General features: G+C 60.8%; 16 protein-coding genes and 1 pseudogene. 10 read left to right on the top strand and 7 right to left on the bottom strand.

Annotated features, from left to right (window positions below; genetic code table 11):
- The first annotated feature begins 187 nt into the window (after nucleotides 1-187).
- Nucleotides 188-652: an NUDIX domain-containing protein gene (locus tag VMW12_09490; protein ID HUZ49950.1), complete on the top strand. Its 465-nt coding sequence runs from the start codon at nucleotides 188-190 to the stop codon at nucleotides 650-652.
- Here the strand turns inward: VMW12_09490 and VMW12_09485 are convergent.
- Entirely contained in the window at nucleotides 649-1,206 is a 558-nt protein-coding gene (locus VMW12_09485) for a GNAT family N-acetyltransferase (protein ID HUZ49949.1), read from the bottom strand. The two genes, VMW12_09490 and VMW12_09485, sit on opposite strands and share 4 nt — an antisense overlap.
- Before the next feature lie 62 nt (nucleotides 1,207-1,268).
- Between VMW12_09485 and VMW12_09480 the strand changes: the two genes are divergently transcribed.
- The gene (locus VMW12_09480) at nucleotides 1,269-1,598 is read left to right on the top strand and encodes a DUF3465 domain-containing protein (protein HUZ49948.1); all 330 of its coding nucleotides are present in this window, start codon (nucleotides 1,269-1,271) and stop codon (nucleotides 1,596-1,598) included.
- On the opposite strand, the gene VMW12_09475 is transcribed toward VMW12_09480, so the two are convergent.
- Genes VMW12_09475 through VMW12_09465 form a run of 3 tightly spaced genes read right to left on the bottom strand, consistent with a single transcriptional unit; the run spans nucleotide 1,567 to nucleotide 3,467 of the window.
- Nucleotides 1,567-2,346: a polysaccharide deacetylase family protein gene (locus VMW12_09475; protein ID HUZ49947.1), complete on the bottom strand. Its 780-nt coding sequence runs from the start codon at nucleotides 2,344-2,346 to the stop codon at nucleotides 1,567-1,569. The genes VMW12_09480 and VMW12_09475 overlap by 32 nt on opposite strands.
- A 17-nt stretch (nucleotides 2,347-2,363) precedes the next feature.
- Nucleotides 2,364-3,011: a hypothetical protein gene (locus VMW12_09470; GenBank protein ID HUZ49946.1), complete on the bottom strand. Its 648-nt coding sequence runs from the start codon at nucleotides 3,009-3,011 to the stop codon at nucleotides 2,364-2,366.
- Nucleotides 3,012-3,023: 12 nt separating this feature from the next.
- Nucleotides 3,024-3,467, bottom strand: coding sequence for a ribonuclease HI family protein (locus tag VMW12_09465; GenBank protein HUZ49945.1), 444 nt, complete (start codon nucleotides 3,465-3,467; stop codon nucleotides 3,024-3,026).
- 123 nt (nucleotides 3,468-3,590) lie between these two features.
- Between VMW12_09465 and VMW12_09460 the strand changes: the two genes are divergently transcribed.
- Complete coding sequence (locus VMW12_09460; protein HUZ49944.1) at nucleotides 3,591-3,938, top strand: hypothetical protein; 348 nt, start codon at nucleotides 3,591-3,593, stop codon at nucleotides 3,936-3,938.
- Between the two features lie 182 nt (nucleotides 3,939-4,120).
- Nucleotides 4,121-5,410: an outer membrane protein transport protein gene (locus VMW12_09455; GenBank protein ID HUZ49943.1), complete on the top strand. Its 1,290-nt coding sequence runs from the start codon at nucleotides 4,121-4,123 to the stop codon at nucleotides 5,408-5,410.
- Nucleotides 5,411-5,427: 17 nt separating this feature from the next.
- Here VMW12_09455 and VMW12_09450 read toward each other — a convergent pair whose 3' ends face one another.
- From VMW12_09450 to VMW12_09440, 3 genes and pseudogenes are all read right to left on the bottom strand, one after another.
- Nucleotides 5,428-6,303: a phosphoribulokinase gene (locus VMW12_09450; protein ID HUZ49942.1), complete on the bottom strand. Its 876-nt coding sequence runs from the start codon at nucleotides 6,301-6,303 to the stop codon at nucleotides 5,428-5,430.
- Nucleotides 6,304-6,344: 41 nt separating this feature from the next.
- A pseudogene (locus tag VMW12_09445) lies at nucleotides 6,345-7,415 on the bottom strand (class 1 fructose-bisphosphatase).
- Between the two features lie 87 nt (nucleotides 7,416-7,502).
- A complete protein-coding gene (locus VMW12_09440; GenBank protein ID HUZ49941.1) occupies nucleotides 7,503-8,240 on the bottom strand; it encodes a 2-phosphosulfolactate phosphatase in 738 nt (245 codons plus the stop codon).
- A gap of 244 nt (nucleotides 8,241-8,484) precedes the next feature.
- Here VMW12_09440 and soxX point away from each other — a divergent pair, with 244 nt between their 5' ends.
- The 6 genes from soxX to soxB are packed head-to-tail and all read left to right on the top strand — an operon-like array spanning nucleotide 8,485 to nucleotide 13,754.
- Nucleotides 8,485-8,904, top strand: a complete 420-nt coding sequence (gene soxX, locus VMW12_09435) for a sulfur oxidation c-type cytochrome SoxX (GenBank protein HUZ49940.1) — start codon at nucleotides 8,485-8,487, stop codon at nucleotides 8,902-8,904.
- A gap of 24 nt (nucleotides 8,905-8,928) precedes the next feature.
- The gene (gene soxY / locus VMW12_09430) at nucleotides 8,929-9,396 is read left to right on the top strand and encodes a thiosulfate oxidation carrier protein SoxY (GenBank protein ID HUZ49939.1); all 468 of its coding nucleotides are present in this window, start codon (nucleotides 8,929-8,931) and stop codon (nucleotides 9,394-9,396) included.
- On the top strand, nucleotides 9,393-10,847 hold the full coding sequence (locus VMW12_09425; GenBank protein ID HUZ49938.1) for an OprD family outer membrane porin: 1,455 nt from the start codon (nucleotides 9,393-9,395) through the stop codon (nucleotides 10,845-10,847). The genes soxY and VMW12_09425 overlap by 4 nt, the downstream gene beginning before the upstream one ends.
- A 17-nt stretch (nucleotides 10,848-10,864) precedes the next feature.
- Nucleotides 10,865-11,194 (top strand): thiosulfate oxidation carrier complex protein SoxZ, encoded by a 330-nt coding sequence (gene soxZ, locus VMW12_09420; protein ID HUZ49937.1) that lies wholly within the window; start codon nucleotides 10,865-10,867, stop codon nucleotides 11,192-11,194.
- A 20-nt stretch (nucleotides 11,195-11,214) separates the two neighbouring features.
- Nucleotides 11,215-12,039 (top strand): sulfur oxidation c-type cytochrome SoxA, encoded by an 825-nt coding sequence (gene soxA, locus VMW12_09415; protein HUZ49936.1) that lies wholly within the window; start codon nucleotides 11,215-11,217, stop codon nucleotides 12,037-12,039.
- A 2-nt stretch (nucleotides 12,040-12,041) separates the two neighbouring features.
- Complete coding sequence (gene soxB, locus VMW12_09410) at nucleotides 12,042-13,754, top strand: thiosulfohydrolase SoxB (GenBank protein ID HUZ49935.1); 1,713 nt, start codon at nucleotides 12,042-12,044, stop codon at nucleotides 13,752-13,754.
- Nucleotides 13,755-13,756: the final 2 nt, after the last annotated feature.

The raw sequence follows: 13,756 nt of genomic DNA, 5'->3' as shown, positions 1-13,756 counted from the left end.
GCGTCGATTTCTTCGTTCTCCGGCACGCCTTGTTCGTCCACGAAGACGGCAAAACGAATCGTCATCGCTTCGCGCATGCGGTTCGCGTCCCGAATGTCAAACAACTCAACCCGAACGCTCATCGGCCCAGGCTTCGCACGGGGCGGCGGATTTTCCGGTAAGCGAGCGAAGGCTTTCACCGGTGAATATGCAGCACGTCCATCTGGCTCACGGCCTAGCGCTGCACGAAGATCGCGTGTTGCTGGTGGCCTCCCGGTACGCCGGATACCCGGACGGCCTGTGGAATCTTCCCGGCGGGCGGCAAGAACCAAGCGAACTCCTACAAGAGACCGCTGCCCGCGAGATTTTCGAAGAGACGTCCATCCGGGCGCGCTGCGGCGACCTCGCGTACGTCAACGAAAGCTACGACCGCGACCGCCATATCATCGCCGCGATCTTTCACGTGGACGTTGAAGGCCAACACGTCCGCATTCCGACGCTGGGCGACCACGTCGTAGCCGCAGCCTGGGTCGCGCTCGATCGCATCGGCGGGCTCGCGATGGCGGAGATCGTGCGTCGTCCGTTGCTCGCGTATCTGCGAGGCGACGCCACCCGCTACTACGGTGCGGCGCAGGCGGATATCAGCGTCGATTGGGAGCCCGAAGACCGCTAGCGGCTCGGCTCACGCGCTGCTTCCCACGACTCGCGTTCGATGACGAAGGCGAGAACGTCAACCGCGCGGCCCTGAACCGTCGCTCCGTTCGGAAGAACGCCGTCGCGCTCGAAGCCGGTGCGAGCCAACACCGCTCGCGACGGCAGATTCTCGGGCACGCAATAGGCGCGCACCAGCCGCAGGTGTCCGTGGCTGAAGCTCTCATCGACGAGCGCGCCGACGGCCTCGACGGCGAACCCGTGCCCCCGCTGCTCCCGCAGCACGCTGTATCCAACCTCGGCGACGGTCGTCGATCGATCGCCGATGCGCAGCGAGACCCAGCCGACCGGGTCGGGCTCGCCTCGGCGATATATCAACCATTCGAAGCGCCCATGCGCGCCGGGTCGCATCGCCGCCGGCCGCGCCGCGACCATGCGCGCGAATTGCTCGGCATCGACATCGGGAAGATCCTGATGCTCGCGGAGATCCGGCTGTTGCAGCACGTTCCAGAGAACATTCGCATTCTTGACCGTGACCGGGACCAGGCGCAGGCGTTTCGTATCGATCGTCCGCATCGCCCCTAGCGCCCCCCGCCCGCGGAGGGAATGGAGCGAGGCCTGCAAGGAGCGGCACACCGATGACTCTCTCCAACGCTTATACGTCGACGGCGCCCGCCGAGGTGCGTTTCGAGGCGACCGTGACTTCGGCGGCATCGTATTTCTACGGGACGCACACCCACTGCACGCACGAGGAATTTACGGCCCAATCGTCCGCCGGGCCGATCGACGTCATCGACAACGTTGGGCTCGCCCCGCGCGTACCGGTGCGTTCCGGCGATCGCGTCGAGGTGCAAGGCGAAATGGTGCACGACCCGGGGAAGATGCCGATCGTTCATTGGACGCACCGAGATCCAAGCGGCAAGCATGTCGACGGCTTCATTCGGCTGCGTGGGCGCCTGTACGCATAGCGAGATGCCGCAGGGCGAGTAACTGCGGAATCGTCACAAAACGGAACCCCCGGCGTTTGAGCGCGTCGACGATCAGACGCGTGGCATCGATATCCGTACGTCGATCGCAGGTGCGTGGCGGAAGCTTCGAACCGGCGCATACGATGCCCCGATTGCCGTCGTGTAAGACGATGATCGAGCCGTCGCTCACGTGCGGAAGAATGCGGGCCGCGATGACTCGAGCGGGGGGATACTCCCAGTCTTTCGCCAGCGGGACCGACCACATGACCGGGACGTAACCCAAGCGGCGAGCCTCAGAGAGGACGGCCCAATCGCGCGCGCCGTACGGCGGACGCATCAGGTGAACGTGAGTTCCGGTCGCCGCAAAGATCGCGGCGCTCGTACGCGCCAACGTCCTGCGCACTTGTCCCGGATCCATCACGATCAAGTGGGCGTGGTTCCAGGTATGATTTCCTAGTGCGTCGCCATCGCGAACCTCGCGTCGCACCACGCTCGGGTACGCCGCAACCGCTCGTCCTACGACGAAAAAGGTCGCGTGGACGTGCTCGGATTCGAGGATGCTTAAAATGGCGTTCGTATAGGGCGGATTCGGGCCGTCATCGTAGGTAAGCGCTACCACGCGTTGATCCCGTGGGCCGCTCACCAGCGTCCGGCCGAAGATTTGGTCGGAGGGACGCTCGCTAATTTCGTAGGTAAAAAATCCCACGAGCGCGATCGCGACCAGGGCGAGCGCGCCGCGCAGGAACACACCCCGAGTCTTCGACGTCATTTTTTAGCGAAGTAGCTCGCTCGCGCGGCCGCGATTTTCGCGCGGAACGACGCCGGACCGAAGTTACGAAAATCGTTCACGACCATTTGATAGTGCGGGTCGGCCAGCGCCGTGCCTTGGAGCTTCAAAAGATCGGTCGGCTGCTGCTTTGAGAGATCGATGGTATATTGCCGCCCGGCCGTCGTCGCCCAGAACTTCGGGTCCGTGAAGGTGATCGTTCTGTCGCCTTGCTTGAAATCCACGACCTGCTTGACGTAGAGGGTGTAGTGAATGCTGGTATCGCCCCTGGGCGGCTGATTTACCAGTTGCCAAATACCGTCTTGGTCGATTCGGCCGTAAAAGAAACTCACGTCGTACATCGCTGCCGGCGGGGCCGAGATCGTAATTTGCTTGCCGTTATATCCGCGAATGCGGTACTCGAAGGTTGAAATACCCTCGACGTCTTGCATCCGGTATTCCTCTTCGTAAATCGGGGGCTTATCGTACCGGACGAGCAGATGGGTGTAGATTTCGCTTCGGGCCTTGGTCAACTTCGTGACGCGCATAAGCCGCGCGTACTCTCCGGGAATATACAGATATCCCCCGATGACGATCATCACGAGCGAAAAGACAAAGATCGCAGCGGCGGTGGGAAAACGGCGCATCAACCGGCTCTCTTACGAAATCCGCGCGGCGGCTTCCTGGTCGAGCACCGCATTAACGACCGCATCGGCCAGGGCATTCTGCTTGCGCGGGACGTGCTTGATCTCGATCCGCTCGAAATTCCGAACCAGCGCGCGGGCACGGGAATAGAGCGGTTGCAGATCGACGTGCTTCACGCGGTACTCGCCGCTCATTTGCTTTACCACCAGCTCCGAATCCATCCGCACGGCTAAGCGCTTGATCCCACGGCGCAGCCCGGCTTCGAGCCCTATGCACAAGGCGGTCCACTCCGCGACGTTGTTGGTAGCCCGTCCCAAATAGCAGCCGATCTCCTCGATGAGTTCTCCGGCTGAGGTCACGAGAACCGCCCCGCTTGCCGCGGGGCCCGGGTTTCCGCGCGAACCGCCGTCGGCAAACATGACCGCATCAAACGCGGCAAAATCGATCGGAGTAGGCATGCGGAGCGCATTTCCCCATAGCGCCCACCGTTCCCGGCATACTTTGGCGGCCAAGCGGGTAAGTAGCGGTCGGTACGCTTCGGCGCACACCGCACTCTTACGAGCCACAATAAGGATTACCGCATGTTACGAACATTGCTTTCCCGCCTCGTCCCGGCCGCGTTCGCGCTGGTCCTGATAGCGGCGCCCGCGACCGTCCTCGCTGCGTCGACGTTCTACGGCATTACCGTTCACGTTTCAACGAACAACATCAAAGTACGCAACCCGCAGAGCAAGCAAACTCTCAGCTTTGAAATTCTGCCGAAATTCGATCGGGTGTTTTCCGCCGACGGCAAGACCACGTATCAAATGCGCAAAATAAAGCCCGGGCAGTACGTGGGCATCGTGTACGATCAAAAAGCCTTAGGGATACGCCACGCCGACAAGATCTATCTCATGGATAACGAGAACGAGCGCATCGGTAAGCAGTAAGAAGTCCGGCGCTCTCCCAATAGTAGATATTACCCAAAATCGCCCGCCTAGATACCAACTATCGGGAATAGCGTTTCTATCGCAAAGGCCTCTCCCAACCAAGCAGGCGACAACCGCAGCCTACTGCGTTGTTACTTCCTGACGGCGCACAGCGACCGTGAGGGAGTGGGGAGGCTCTTTGCATGAGACGGTTTTTACCTACCCTCGTTGCCGGTCTTTTTACCCTGGGAGTGTTGGTGATTCCCAATGTGGCTCGCGCGACCGATGGATATTTCTCGGTCGGATATGGCATGAAGGCGTCAGGCATGGGGGGTGCCGCGACGGCGATGACTCAGGACACCTCTGGAGGTGCCAACAACCCCGCGAGTATGGTTTGGGTAAAAAATCGCGTCGACCTTGGAGTGACACTCTTTATGCCACGCCGGAGCGCGGCTCGCTCGGGCCTAGGCCCCGGCCTCGACGGCGCCTCGGCCAGCGGCAGCAATCTTTTTGCGATTCCTGAATTCGGCTACAACCACATGGTGAATCCCAAGCTCGCGATCGGGGTCTCCGTATACGGCAACGGCGGACTCAATACAAATTACCCTTCCGGCGCGTTCGATTGCGGGCACGGTCCCGCAAATATGCTCTGCGGCAACGGAACGCTGGGTGTCAATCTCATTCAGCTCATCGTCGCGCCGACGATTTCCATGAAGCTTGACGACAAACAATCGGTTGGCATCGCGCCCCTCTTCGGCTATCAACAGTTTGCCGCTCAGGGATTGCAGGCGTTTGCCAATACGCCTAATCTCTCGGCCGCACCAACTCTCGTGACGAACACGGGGCCGCAGGGGTCGACGGGCTTCGGAGTGCGCATCGGATACATGCGCAAGCTCTCAAACTCCATAACATTCGGCGCGGCGTACGCGACTAGAATGCACATGTCGCGTTTCACGCAGTACGGCGGGTTGTTCGCCGGCGCCGGATCGTTCGACATTCCGGAGAATTTCAGCTTAGGAATCGCCGTCGTACCCGTGCCGAAACTCACGCTTGCGATGGACTACCAACGCATTAATTACGGCGCCGTAGCGTCGGTAGGTGACCCCAGTACGAATCAATCGCAACTGGGAAGCGCGAACGGGCCGGGCTTCGGCTGGCAGGATGTGAACGTTCTTAAACTTGGAGTAGCGTACAGGGCTTCGAATCGTCTGACGCTACGAGCGGGGTACAATCATGGCAGCAATCCGATCCAGCCTCGCGACGTTACGTTCAACATCATCGCACCCGGCGTGACGACGGACCATCTCACCCTTGGCGCAACCTTTGCCCAAAAGAACGGCGGAGAGTTTACTGCCGCATTCGTTCGCGCGTTCAACAATAGCGTATCGGGGGCGTCGCTGCTACCCGCATTCATGGGCGGCGCTCCCGCCGGCAACGAGACCATCCAATTGCGAGCCGATTCTGTCGGCATTGCGTACGGGCGAACCTTCTAGCCGTCCGCTTTAGCGCTCTATCGCGCGCGCTTTTTTCGATCCATGATTTGCAAAATCATGGGCGTAAAGATCAGTTGCATCGCTAATTCCATCTTCCCGCCCGGACAGACGATCGTGTTCGGGCGGGACATGAACGAGTCGTGTAGCATCGATAAGAGATATGGAAAATCGATGCCCTTGGCCGTTCGGAAGCGAATGACGAGCATGCTCTCGTCCAACGTTGGAATCGTTCTGGCGATAAACGGGTTGGACGTGTCCACGATCGGGACGCGCTGAAAATTCACGTGCGTGCGCGAAAACTGCGGCACGATGTAGTTGACGTAATCGGGCATGCGCCGGAGGATCGTTTCAACGACGGCTTCCTGCGAATGCCCGCGGGCCGTTTTATCCCGATGGAGCTTCTGAATCCATTCTAGATTGATCGAGGGGACGACGCCCACCAGCAGATCTGCGTGGCGCGCGACGTCGATCCCGTCCGTGGCAATCGCGCCGTGCAACCCCTCGTAAAACAGGACGTCCGACCCAGCCTCGATCGTTTCCCATCGGGTAAACGTTCCAGGCGGTTGCGAGTACGGAGCGGCTTCGTTTTCGTCGTGAAGGTACTTACGCGTTTGTCCTTCACCGCGCTCGCCGTATTCGCGAAAGAGCGCTTCCAACTCGGCAAAGAGGTTGCCCTCGGGCCCGAAGTGGCTGAAATGCGGTTGGCCCGAGGATTTGGCTTCGTCCAGCAACGCGCGCATTTCGAGACGATCGTATCGATGGAAAGCGTCACCTTCAACGATTGCCGGCGTGATGCCCTCGCGCCGGAAAATCTGCGAAAACGTCGTCTTGACGGTACTCGTTCCCGCCCCCGACGAGCCGGTGATCGCGATAATAGGGTGCTTTTGCGACATGAGTTACGGATGCTCCATTCGTAGGGTACGCCGGTGCGATTTCAGCGAAACATCGTGCGCGCGTTGAACAGCGGCGCATCGAACGCGAGATCCTCGCCCCGATCGTACGCCTGGTGGTATTCGATCAGTCGCTCCACCTCCGATCGCGATCCCAAAATAACCGGAACTCGTTGGTGTAGCGCGACGGGCGCGATATCGAGCAGGCGTTCGCGTCCCGTCGTAGCCGCGCCGCCGGCCTGTTCCACGATCATCGACATCGGGTTGGCCTCGTAGAGCAGGCGCAGGCGCCCCGGCTTGCCCAGGTCCTTCGTATCGCGCGGATACATGAACAGCCCGCCGCGGACCAAGATGCGAAAGACCTCGGCAACCATCGAGGCCACCCATCGCATATTGAAGTCCTCGCCGCGCACGCCGTCTCTCCCCTGGATGCACTCGGCCACGTAGTGTCGCACGGGCGGCTCCCAGAAGCGTTCGTTCGATGCGTTGATGGCGAATTCGCGCGTGTGCTCCGGAATGCGCATCGACGGATGCGTGAGCGTATACGCGCCGATCTCACGATCGAGCGTGAAACCGTGCACGCCGGAGCCCAGCGTGATCACGATCATCGAACACGGCCCGTATAGCGCAAACCCCGCAGCGATCTGTTGGGTACCGGGCTGCAAGAAATGCTCGACCGCCGGTTCGCTCACGCCGTCGGGCGCCCGCAGGATCGAGAAAATCGTCCCGACGGTCACGTTGACGTCGAGATTCGAGGAGCCGTCCAACGGGTCGAATGCCAGTAGATAGCGACCGCGGCGATGCTCGGCCTGGATGGGATACGGTTCGTCCATTTCCTCCGACGCCATACCGCACAGCGTCCCACCCTGCTCGCACTACGCGAGCATGATATCGTTCGCGATGACGTCCAGCGCTTTTTGCTCCTCGCCTTGGACGTTGGTCGTGGTCGCAACCGCCTCGCTCGCGTTCAGGCCGCCGCGCGCGACCGCAAGGGCGATAAACTTGCACGCCGTTTGGATATCGTTCAGTAACGCCGTCAGGTGCGGGTCCGGCTGACTCGCGCGCAGTTCTTCTTCGATAATGAATTTACTGAATGTCGTGCGCCCTTTAGGCATTGCAGGTCTCCCATGAGCAACGTCAACCATCGACAATTATCGTAGTCGCGCCTCGTTCTGCGCCTGCGGGCCGAACGCATCCTTACGCTATTTGCAATGTTCGCCGCAGATCAGCATGCCGTCGCGCATGATCGGCACGACGTCGAGGAGATCGAGCTGCGCGGCGAAGGCGATGTCGGCTTGCGCGCCTACCGCGCGCAGATCTTCAGCGTGATTGCCGATAGCCAATAGCGCTAAAAGTGAGAAGCGTTCTTGCTCGAAGAGCGCTCGCGCCGCAAGGCCGGCGTCGTCGATGCGAACGTGCGGATCGTCTTCGCCCAGCGCGTGGACGATGGCGCCGGCGCAGACGAAATCCTCGAGACTGAAGCGCTCGTCCTGGCCCGCGCAAAGAAAGGCGACGCTACGGTAGCGTTGCCGCTTGAGGTGCGCGACGACCGCCGCAACGTTCACGAAGGCGGCACACAGGATGGCCGTATCCAGCCCGGCGAGGGCGGCGAAGGCTTGCGTCCCATTGGTCGTTCGAAGCACGACGCGCCGGCCTTCGACGACGCTCGTCGCGTAGTCGAACGGCGAGTTACCGCAATCGAAACCGGCGATCCGGCGATTCTCGAATTCACCCCCTAGAAGATATCCCGGCCCGCTTGCGGCCAACTCCCTTGCCTGGTCGACGCTCCGAACGGGAATGACGCCTTGCGCGCCGTTCGCAAGGGCGACGGCCACGACCGTCGTGGCTCGCAAGACGTCGATCACGACGACCGCCTCCGCCTCCCGGACCGGGTCCACGCACGTCAGCGCTACCGATAGTTCGATGATCCCCTCCTCCACGATGGCGGTTTCCTTATAAAGATGGGCGCCATCTGCAAATCTGATAACGGGCGCTAGGCTCCGTCTTTACAGGCGTTCCGCGCCATTTCTGCAGTCTTGCCGCCGAATGGCGCGTCTCCCCTTGTAGGACTTTCGTCGGAGCATCTCTCAACCTTAAGCGAGCTTAAACCTGTCTCGAAGGAGAGATAACGAGATGTGCGAGCCACGCCGAAGTATCGCGGCAGCTATTTTCACGCTGTTATGCATGGGTATTGCCTCAGCGTCGACCACCGTCGTCCACGACACGACGCTGGTTCCGTATACCGTCGTCAACGGAACCATTCCCCGCTCGTTGACGGGCGTTCCCGGCAACCCGGCAACGGGGCTCGCGATCGTCAAAAATCGCAAATTGGGCAATTGCATCGCGTGCCACAGCATGCCGATCGCGAAGGAGGCCTTCCCCGGTAACGTCGGACCCAACCTCAAGGGCGTTGGAGGCTACCTCAGCGTAGCGCAGCTGCGTTTGCGCATCGTCAACGCCAAGCTCATCAACCCGGATACGATTATGCCCGCGTATTACCGGGTCGCCGGCCTCACGGACGTCGCCAAGAAGTTCGTCGGCAAGCCGATCTTGACCGCGCAGCAGGTCGAGGACGTCGTCGCATACCTTTCCACCCTGAAATAAATAATGGAGCAATCGGAGATATCCATGCAGATTCCCAGCCAACCCACCCGCCGGCAAGCGCTCGCCGCCGGCGGCACCGCACTGCTCGCCGCCATCGCCGCGAGTGCGCTCCCGCTTCCCGCCTTCGCGACCCCGGCCGACGTCCAGAAGTGGCTCGCGCAGCAGGCGCCGGGCACTCCGACGCCGGGCAAGGTCACGATCGGTGCCCCGGATATTGCTGAAAACGGCAATACCGTGCCGATCACGATCACGGTCGATAGCCCGATGACCGCGCAAAACTACGTCAAAAAAATCGTCGTCGCGGCCGACGGCAACCCCTTACCGGGGGTCGCAACCTTCGACCTCTCGCCGATTAACGGACAGGCGAACGTCCAGTTCCGCATGCGTTTGGCTCAGACCCAGACCGTGACGGCGATCGCCGTCATGAACGACGGATCGCTCTGGAGCGCTTCGAAGCCCATCAAGGTCACCATCGGCGGGTGCGGCGGGTGATAGCTTCCCGCTCTTTCGCCGCGATTGCGGCCCTTCTCGCGTTGATTGCGACGCCCGGCATCGCGCACGCCCAAACCGCCGCACCGGCAAAAACCGCGAAGAAGCCCGCGCGTCGCCTGCGCGTTGACGGCTACGTTCGACAGTACTACTTCACCAAGCAGCAGGCCAGCAACACGGCGGCGGCCGGGGTGAAATCGCTGCCGCAAAACCAAGCGGCCACGAATACCGGCATTCTGGTCCGCGCGACGTACGATCTTACTTCGCACTTTTCCGCAACGGCCGGATACTACGGCGTCGACGCGTTCAACGCGAACGGGCCTTGTTCGCACGCGCCGAACTACGCCATCGGCGGCGCCTGCACGCCGGCGATGCAAGCCAAAATCGACAACACGCTACCGGGCTTCGGCCTGAGCACGCTGGGCGAGGCGTATCTGCGTTATCACACCGCAAAAGTCAACATCGCGGTCGGCAATCAGAAGATCAATACGCCCTGGGCCCAACCAATCGACGGCCGAATGAAGCCGAACTTCTTTCAGGGGCTCTCGAGTAACTTCGCATTCGCCCCGAACCTTTCGCTCACCGTCGATCGGATCGTTCGGTTCGAGAGCCGCACGAGCAGCTCGTTCTTGCCAACGACGTTCGTGACCAAGCCCACGCAATTCGTGTCGGGCGCGCTCTATACGGCGTTGAAGTACTCCGGCAAGCATCGCCCGGTAACGGGGATGATCGGGCTCTATAATTTCTACAACATCGCCAATCTCGTCGATGCCGAAGGCCGCACCGCCCTCGGTTCGAAATCGCGTTTCGCGCCGTATCTGCAGGCGCAGTACATTCGCGAACGCAACGCCGGTCTTTCGTACGCGGGGCTAGTCGATAATTCGACGCTAGGATTCGCCATCGGCGCAACTGCGGCGAAGAACGTCACGTTCAGCTATGCCATCGACGACGCGCCTTGGCGCTCGACCACGGTGACGGCCGCGAGCCTGGCCGCGGCGACCGCATCGCACGTCTTTCTTCCCACCGGCGGCTCTCCGGCAATCAAAGCCAACGGTAACGGCACCTACACGCTGTACTACGGCGGCATCGCATCTCCGTACACCGGCGCCTATGCGGGCGACGGGCTTTTTACGTCGATTCCGACCGCCAGCATGGCGCAGCGTCAAAGCGCCGGCGCATCGTCGAAAGCGACGATCAACTACCATAGCAACAATCGGCGCTTGCAGACGCAGCTTGCGTTCGCGCAATTCAACTTCACGAACGGCGCCGGTGCCGAAAAATCCCACGCATCGCTCTTGCAAGCGACCTACTATTTTGGGAAACCCAAGGGCAAAAGCTTCGACGGCTTCTCTATAGAGGACCGTTACATCGAGCGCACTCAAACCGACGTCGCGCGGTTCGGTGGCGTGCCGCTGCTCATTTACAACCGTTTACAGCTCCAATATTCATTCTAAAAACGAGGTCGATTTCCATGGATCAAAGCGTACAGAGCCGCCTACTCGTCCCAAGCACCGCCAAGAAGGGCGACATTATCGAAATCAAGACGTTGATTTCGCACCCGATGCTCTCGGGATTTACCAAGGATTCGAGCGGGAAAACCATTCCGCGCGACATCATCAACACGTTCACGTGCACGTTTAACGGGCAACAGGTCTTCAAGATGGACCTGAATCCCGCTATTTCGGCAAACCCCTTCATCTCGTTTCCGGTGCGCGTCGATCAGAGCGGAACCTTCGAGTTCACCTGGATCGACGATAACGGAAAAACGTACAAGAACACGGCCCAGATCACCGTCTCGTAGCTGCACGGAGAAAATCGCTCATGCGCTTACGCCCATCACCGCTGGTCATCATCGCCACGCTCGCACTCGGCGTCCTGTTTCTCAAGCCCGTGCTGGTGACGTCGCAGACGACGACGCCGGCACCGCTCTCTGCATATCAGGTAGGCAAGGAAAAATCCGGCTTCATCTATCTCGATGCGCCGTTGCGCGCCATGCAAAACGACGACTTTAGCAACCCGGGATATCTCTGGGTTCAAAAGGGTCAGGCCCTATGGTCGACGGCCGACGGAACCAATGGCAAGTCGTGCCAAACCTGCCATAGCGCCGCCGAAACGTCCATGCGCGGCGTGGGTGCGCGCTACCCGGCGTACGATCCGAAATCCGGTAAGGTCATCGATCTGGAACAGCGCATCAACGAGATGCGCGTCGACATGATGGGCGCAAAGCCGTACAAGTGGGAGTCGCCCCAGCTCTTGGCGCTGACGACGTATGTGAAGCTTCAATCGCGCGGAATGCCGGTCGACGTCACGACGACGGGCCCGGCGCATGCGGCGTGGGTTGCCGGAAAGACGTTCTACGACACGCCGCGCGGGCAACTCGGCGTATCGTGCCAGATGTGTCACGTTCAGCATGCCGGGGATCAACTTCGCTCCGATACGCTGAGCCAAGGCCAGACTAACGGCTTCCCGACGTATCGACTGAAATGGCAAGCAGTCGGCTCGGTACAACGCCGCTTCCGCGGATGCAACGCCAAAGTCCGCGCACAGCCGCTTCCCTTTGGCAGCCAACAGTATGTCGATCTAGAACTCTACGTCGCCTCGCGCGGCCAGGGCCTACCCATCGAAACCCCATCTGTCAGAAGGTAACCATGCTCACCAGACGTGACTTCGTTCAAGTAACTGCGGCCGCAGCCGCCGCGCTCGGCCCGGGGGTATCCCTGGCCAGCGCGGCAGCCACGCAGAAGATCACCCAGGCCGACCTGCTGCGTTTCGATCCGGTCGGAAAGATCACGCTTCTCCATTTCACCGACATCCACGCGCAGTTGATGCCGATCTATTTCCGCGAACCCGCGGTGAACATCGGCGTCGGAGCCGATGCCGGAGTGCCGCCGCACCTCGTCGGCGACGCATTTCTAAAATACTTCGGAATCGCCCCGGAAACATCGTCGGCCTACGCGCTGACGATGGAGGACTACGTCGCGCTTGCGAAATCGTACGGGCGCCTCGGCGGCCTCGATCGCATGGCGACGCTGATCGATGCGATTCGGGCCGAGCGGCCCGGACAGACGCTGCTCCTAGACGGCGGCGACAGTTGGCAAGGCTCGTACACGTCGCTCAAGGAGCGCGGCGCCGACATGGTCCGCGCCATGAACCAACTCGGCGTCGAGGCGATGACCGGGCACTGGGAGTTCACCTACGGTACCGCGCGCGTCAAAGAATTGAAAGCGCGGTTAAAGTTCCCGTTTCTAGCCGGTAACATTCAAGACTCCACATGGGGCGACTGGGCGTTCGAAAGCACGAAGGTGTTCGAGCGCAGCGGCGTGCAGATCGCCGTTATCGGCCAGGCGTTCCCGTACACGCCGATCTCGAACCCGGCCTGGATGATTCCCGAGTGGACGTTCGGCATTCACGAGAAACACGTTCAAGAGGAAGTCACCAAAGCGCGCGCCGCGGGCGCGCAAGTCGTGGTGCTGCTGAGCCATAACGGCTTCGACGTCGACAAAAAGATGGCGGCGCGCGTGAAGGGCATCGACATCATCCTGAGCGGCCACACCCACGATGCGGTGCCGCGCCCGACGATGGTCGGCAAAACGATGATCATCGCATCCGGCTCGCACGGCAAGTTCCTCTCGCGTCTCGATTTGGACGTCCGTAACGGCGCCATCGTCGACTACCGGTACCGTCTGATCCCGATCTTTAGCGACGCGATCGCGCCGCAGCCCGCGATGGCCAAACTCATCGCGGATATCCGCGCACCGTATCAAGCCGACCTTACCAAGACGCTCGGGCATACGGAGAGTTTGCTCTATCGCCGCGGCAACTTTAACGGCACGTTCGACGATCTGATCTGCGCGGCGTTGCTGCGCGAACGCGACGCCGAGATTTCGCTCTCGCCGGGCTTCCGCTGGGGCATCAGCCTTCTGCCGGGCCAGCCGATCATGCTCGAAGATCTCTACTCGCAGACGGCGATCACGTATCCGCAGGCGTACCGCAACACGATGACCGGCGCACAACTCAAGTCGGTCTTCGAAGACGTCGCCGATAATATCTTCAATCCAGATCCCTACTATCAGCAAGGTGGTGACATGGTTCGCGTCGGCGGCATGTCTTATGCGATCGACATATCGAAACCGCAAGGACAGCGCATCAGCGACATGACGCTTCTGCGCAACGGCGAGAAAGTGGAAGCCTCAAAGAGTTACACCGTCTCGGGCTGGGCCTCGATCAACCAGAACACGCAGGGCCCGGCCATCTACGACGTCGTCCAGAAATATATCGAGGACGAGAAAGTGATCCGCATTCCCGACCGGCAAGCGGTCACCGTCACCGGAGCCGATCCAACCGGCATCGCTACTTCCTAACA

The sequence above is a fragment of the Candidatus Dormiibacterota bacterium genome, assembly GCA_035532835.1.
GTDB lineage: Bacteria > Vulcanimicrobiota > Vulcanimicrobiia > Vulcanimicrobiales > Vulcanimicrobiaceae > DAHUXY01.
The sequence above is the reverse complement of the archived record's forward strand: the minus strand, read 5'-3'. Positions and strand labels throughout refer to the sequence as shown.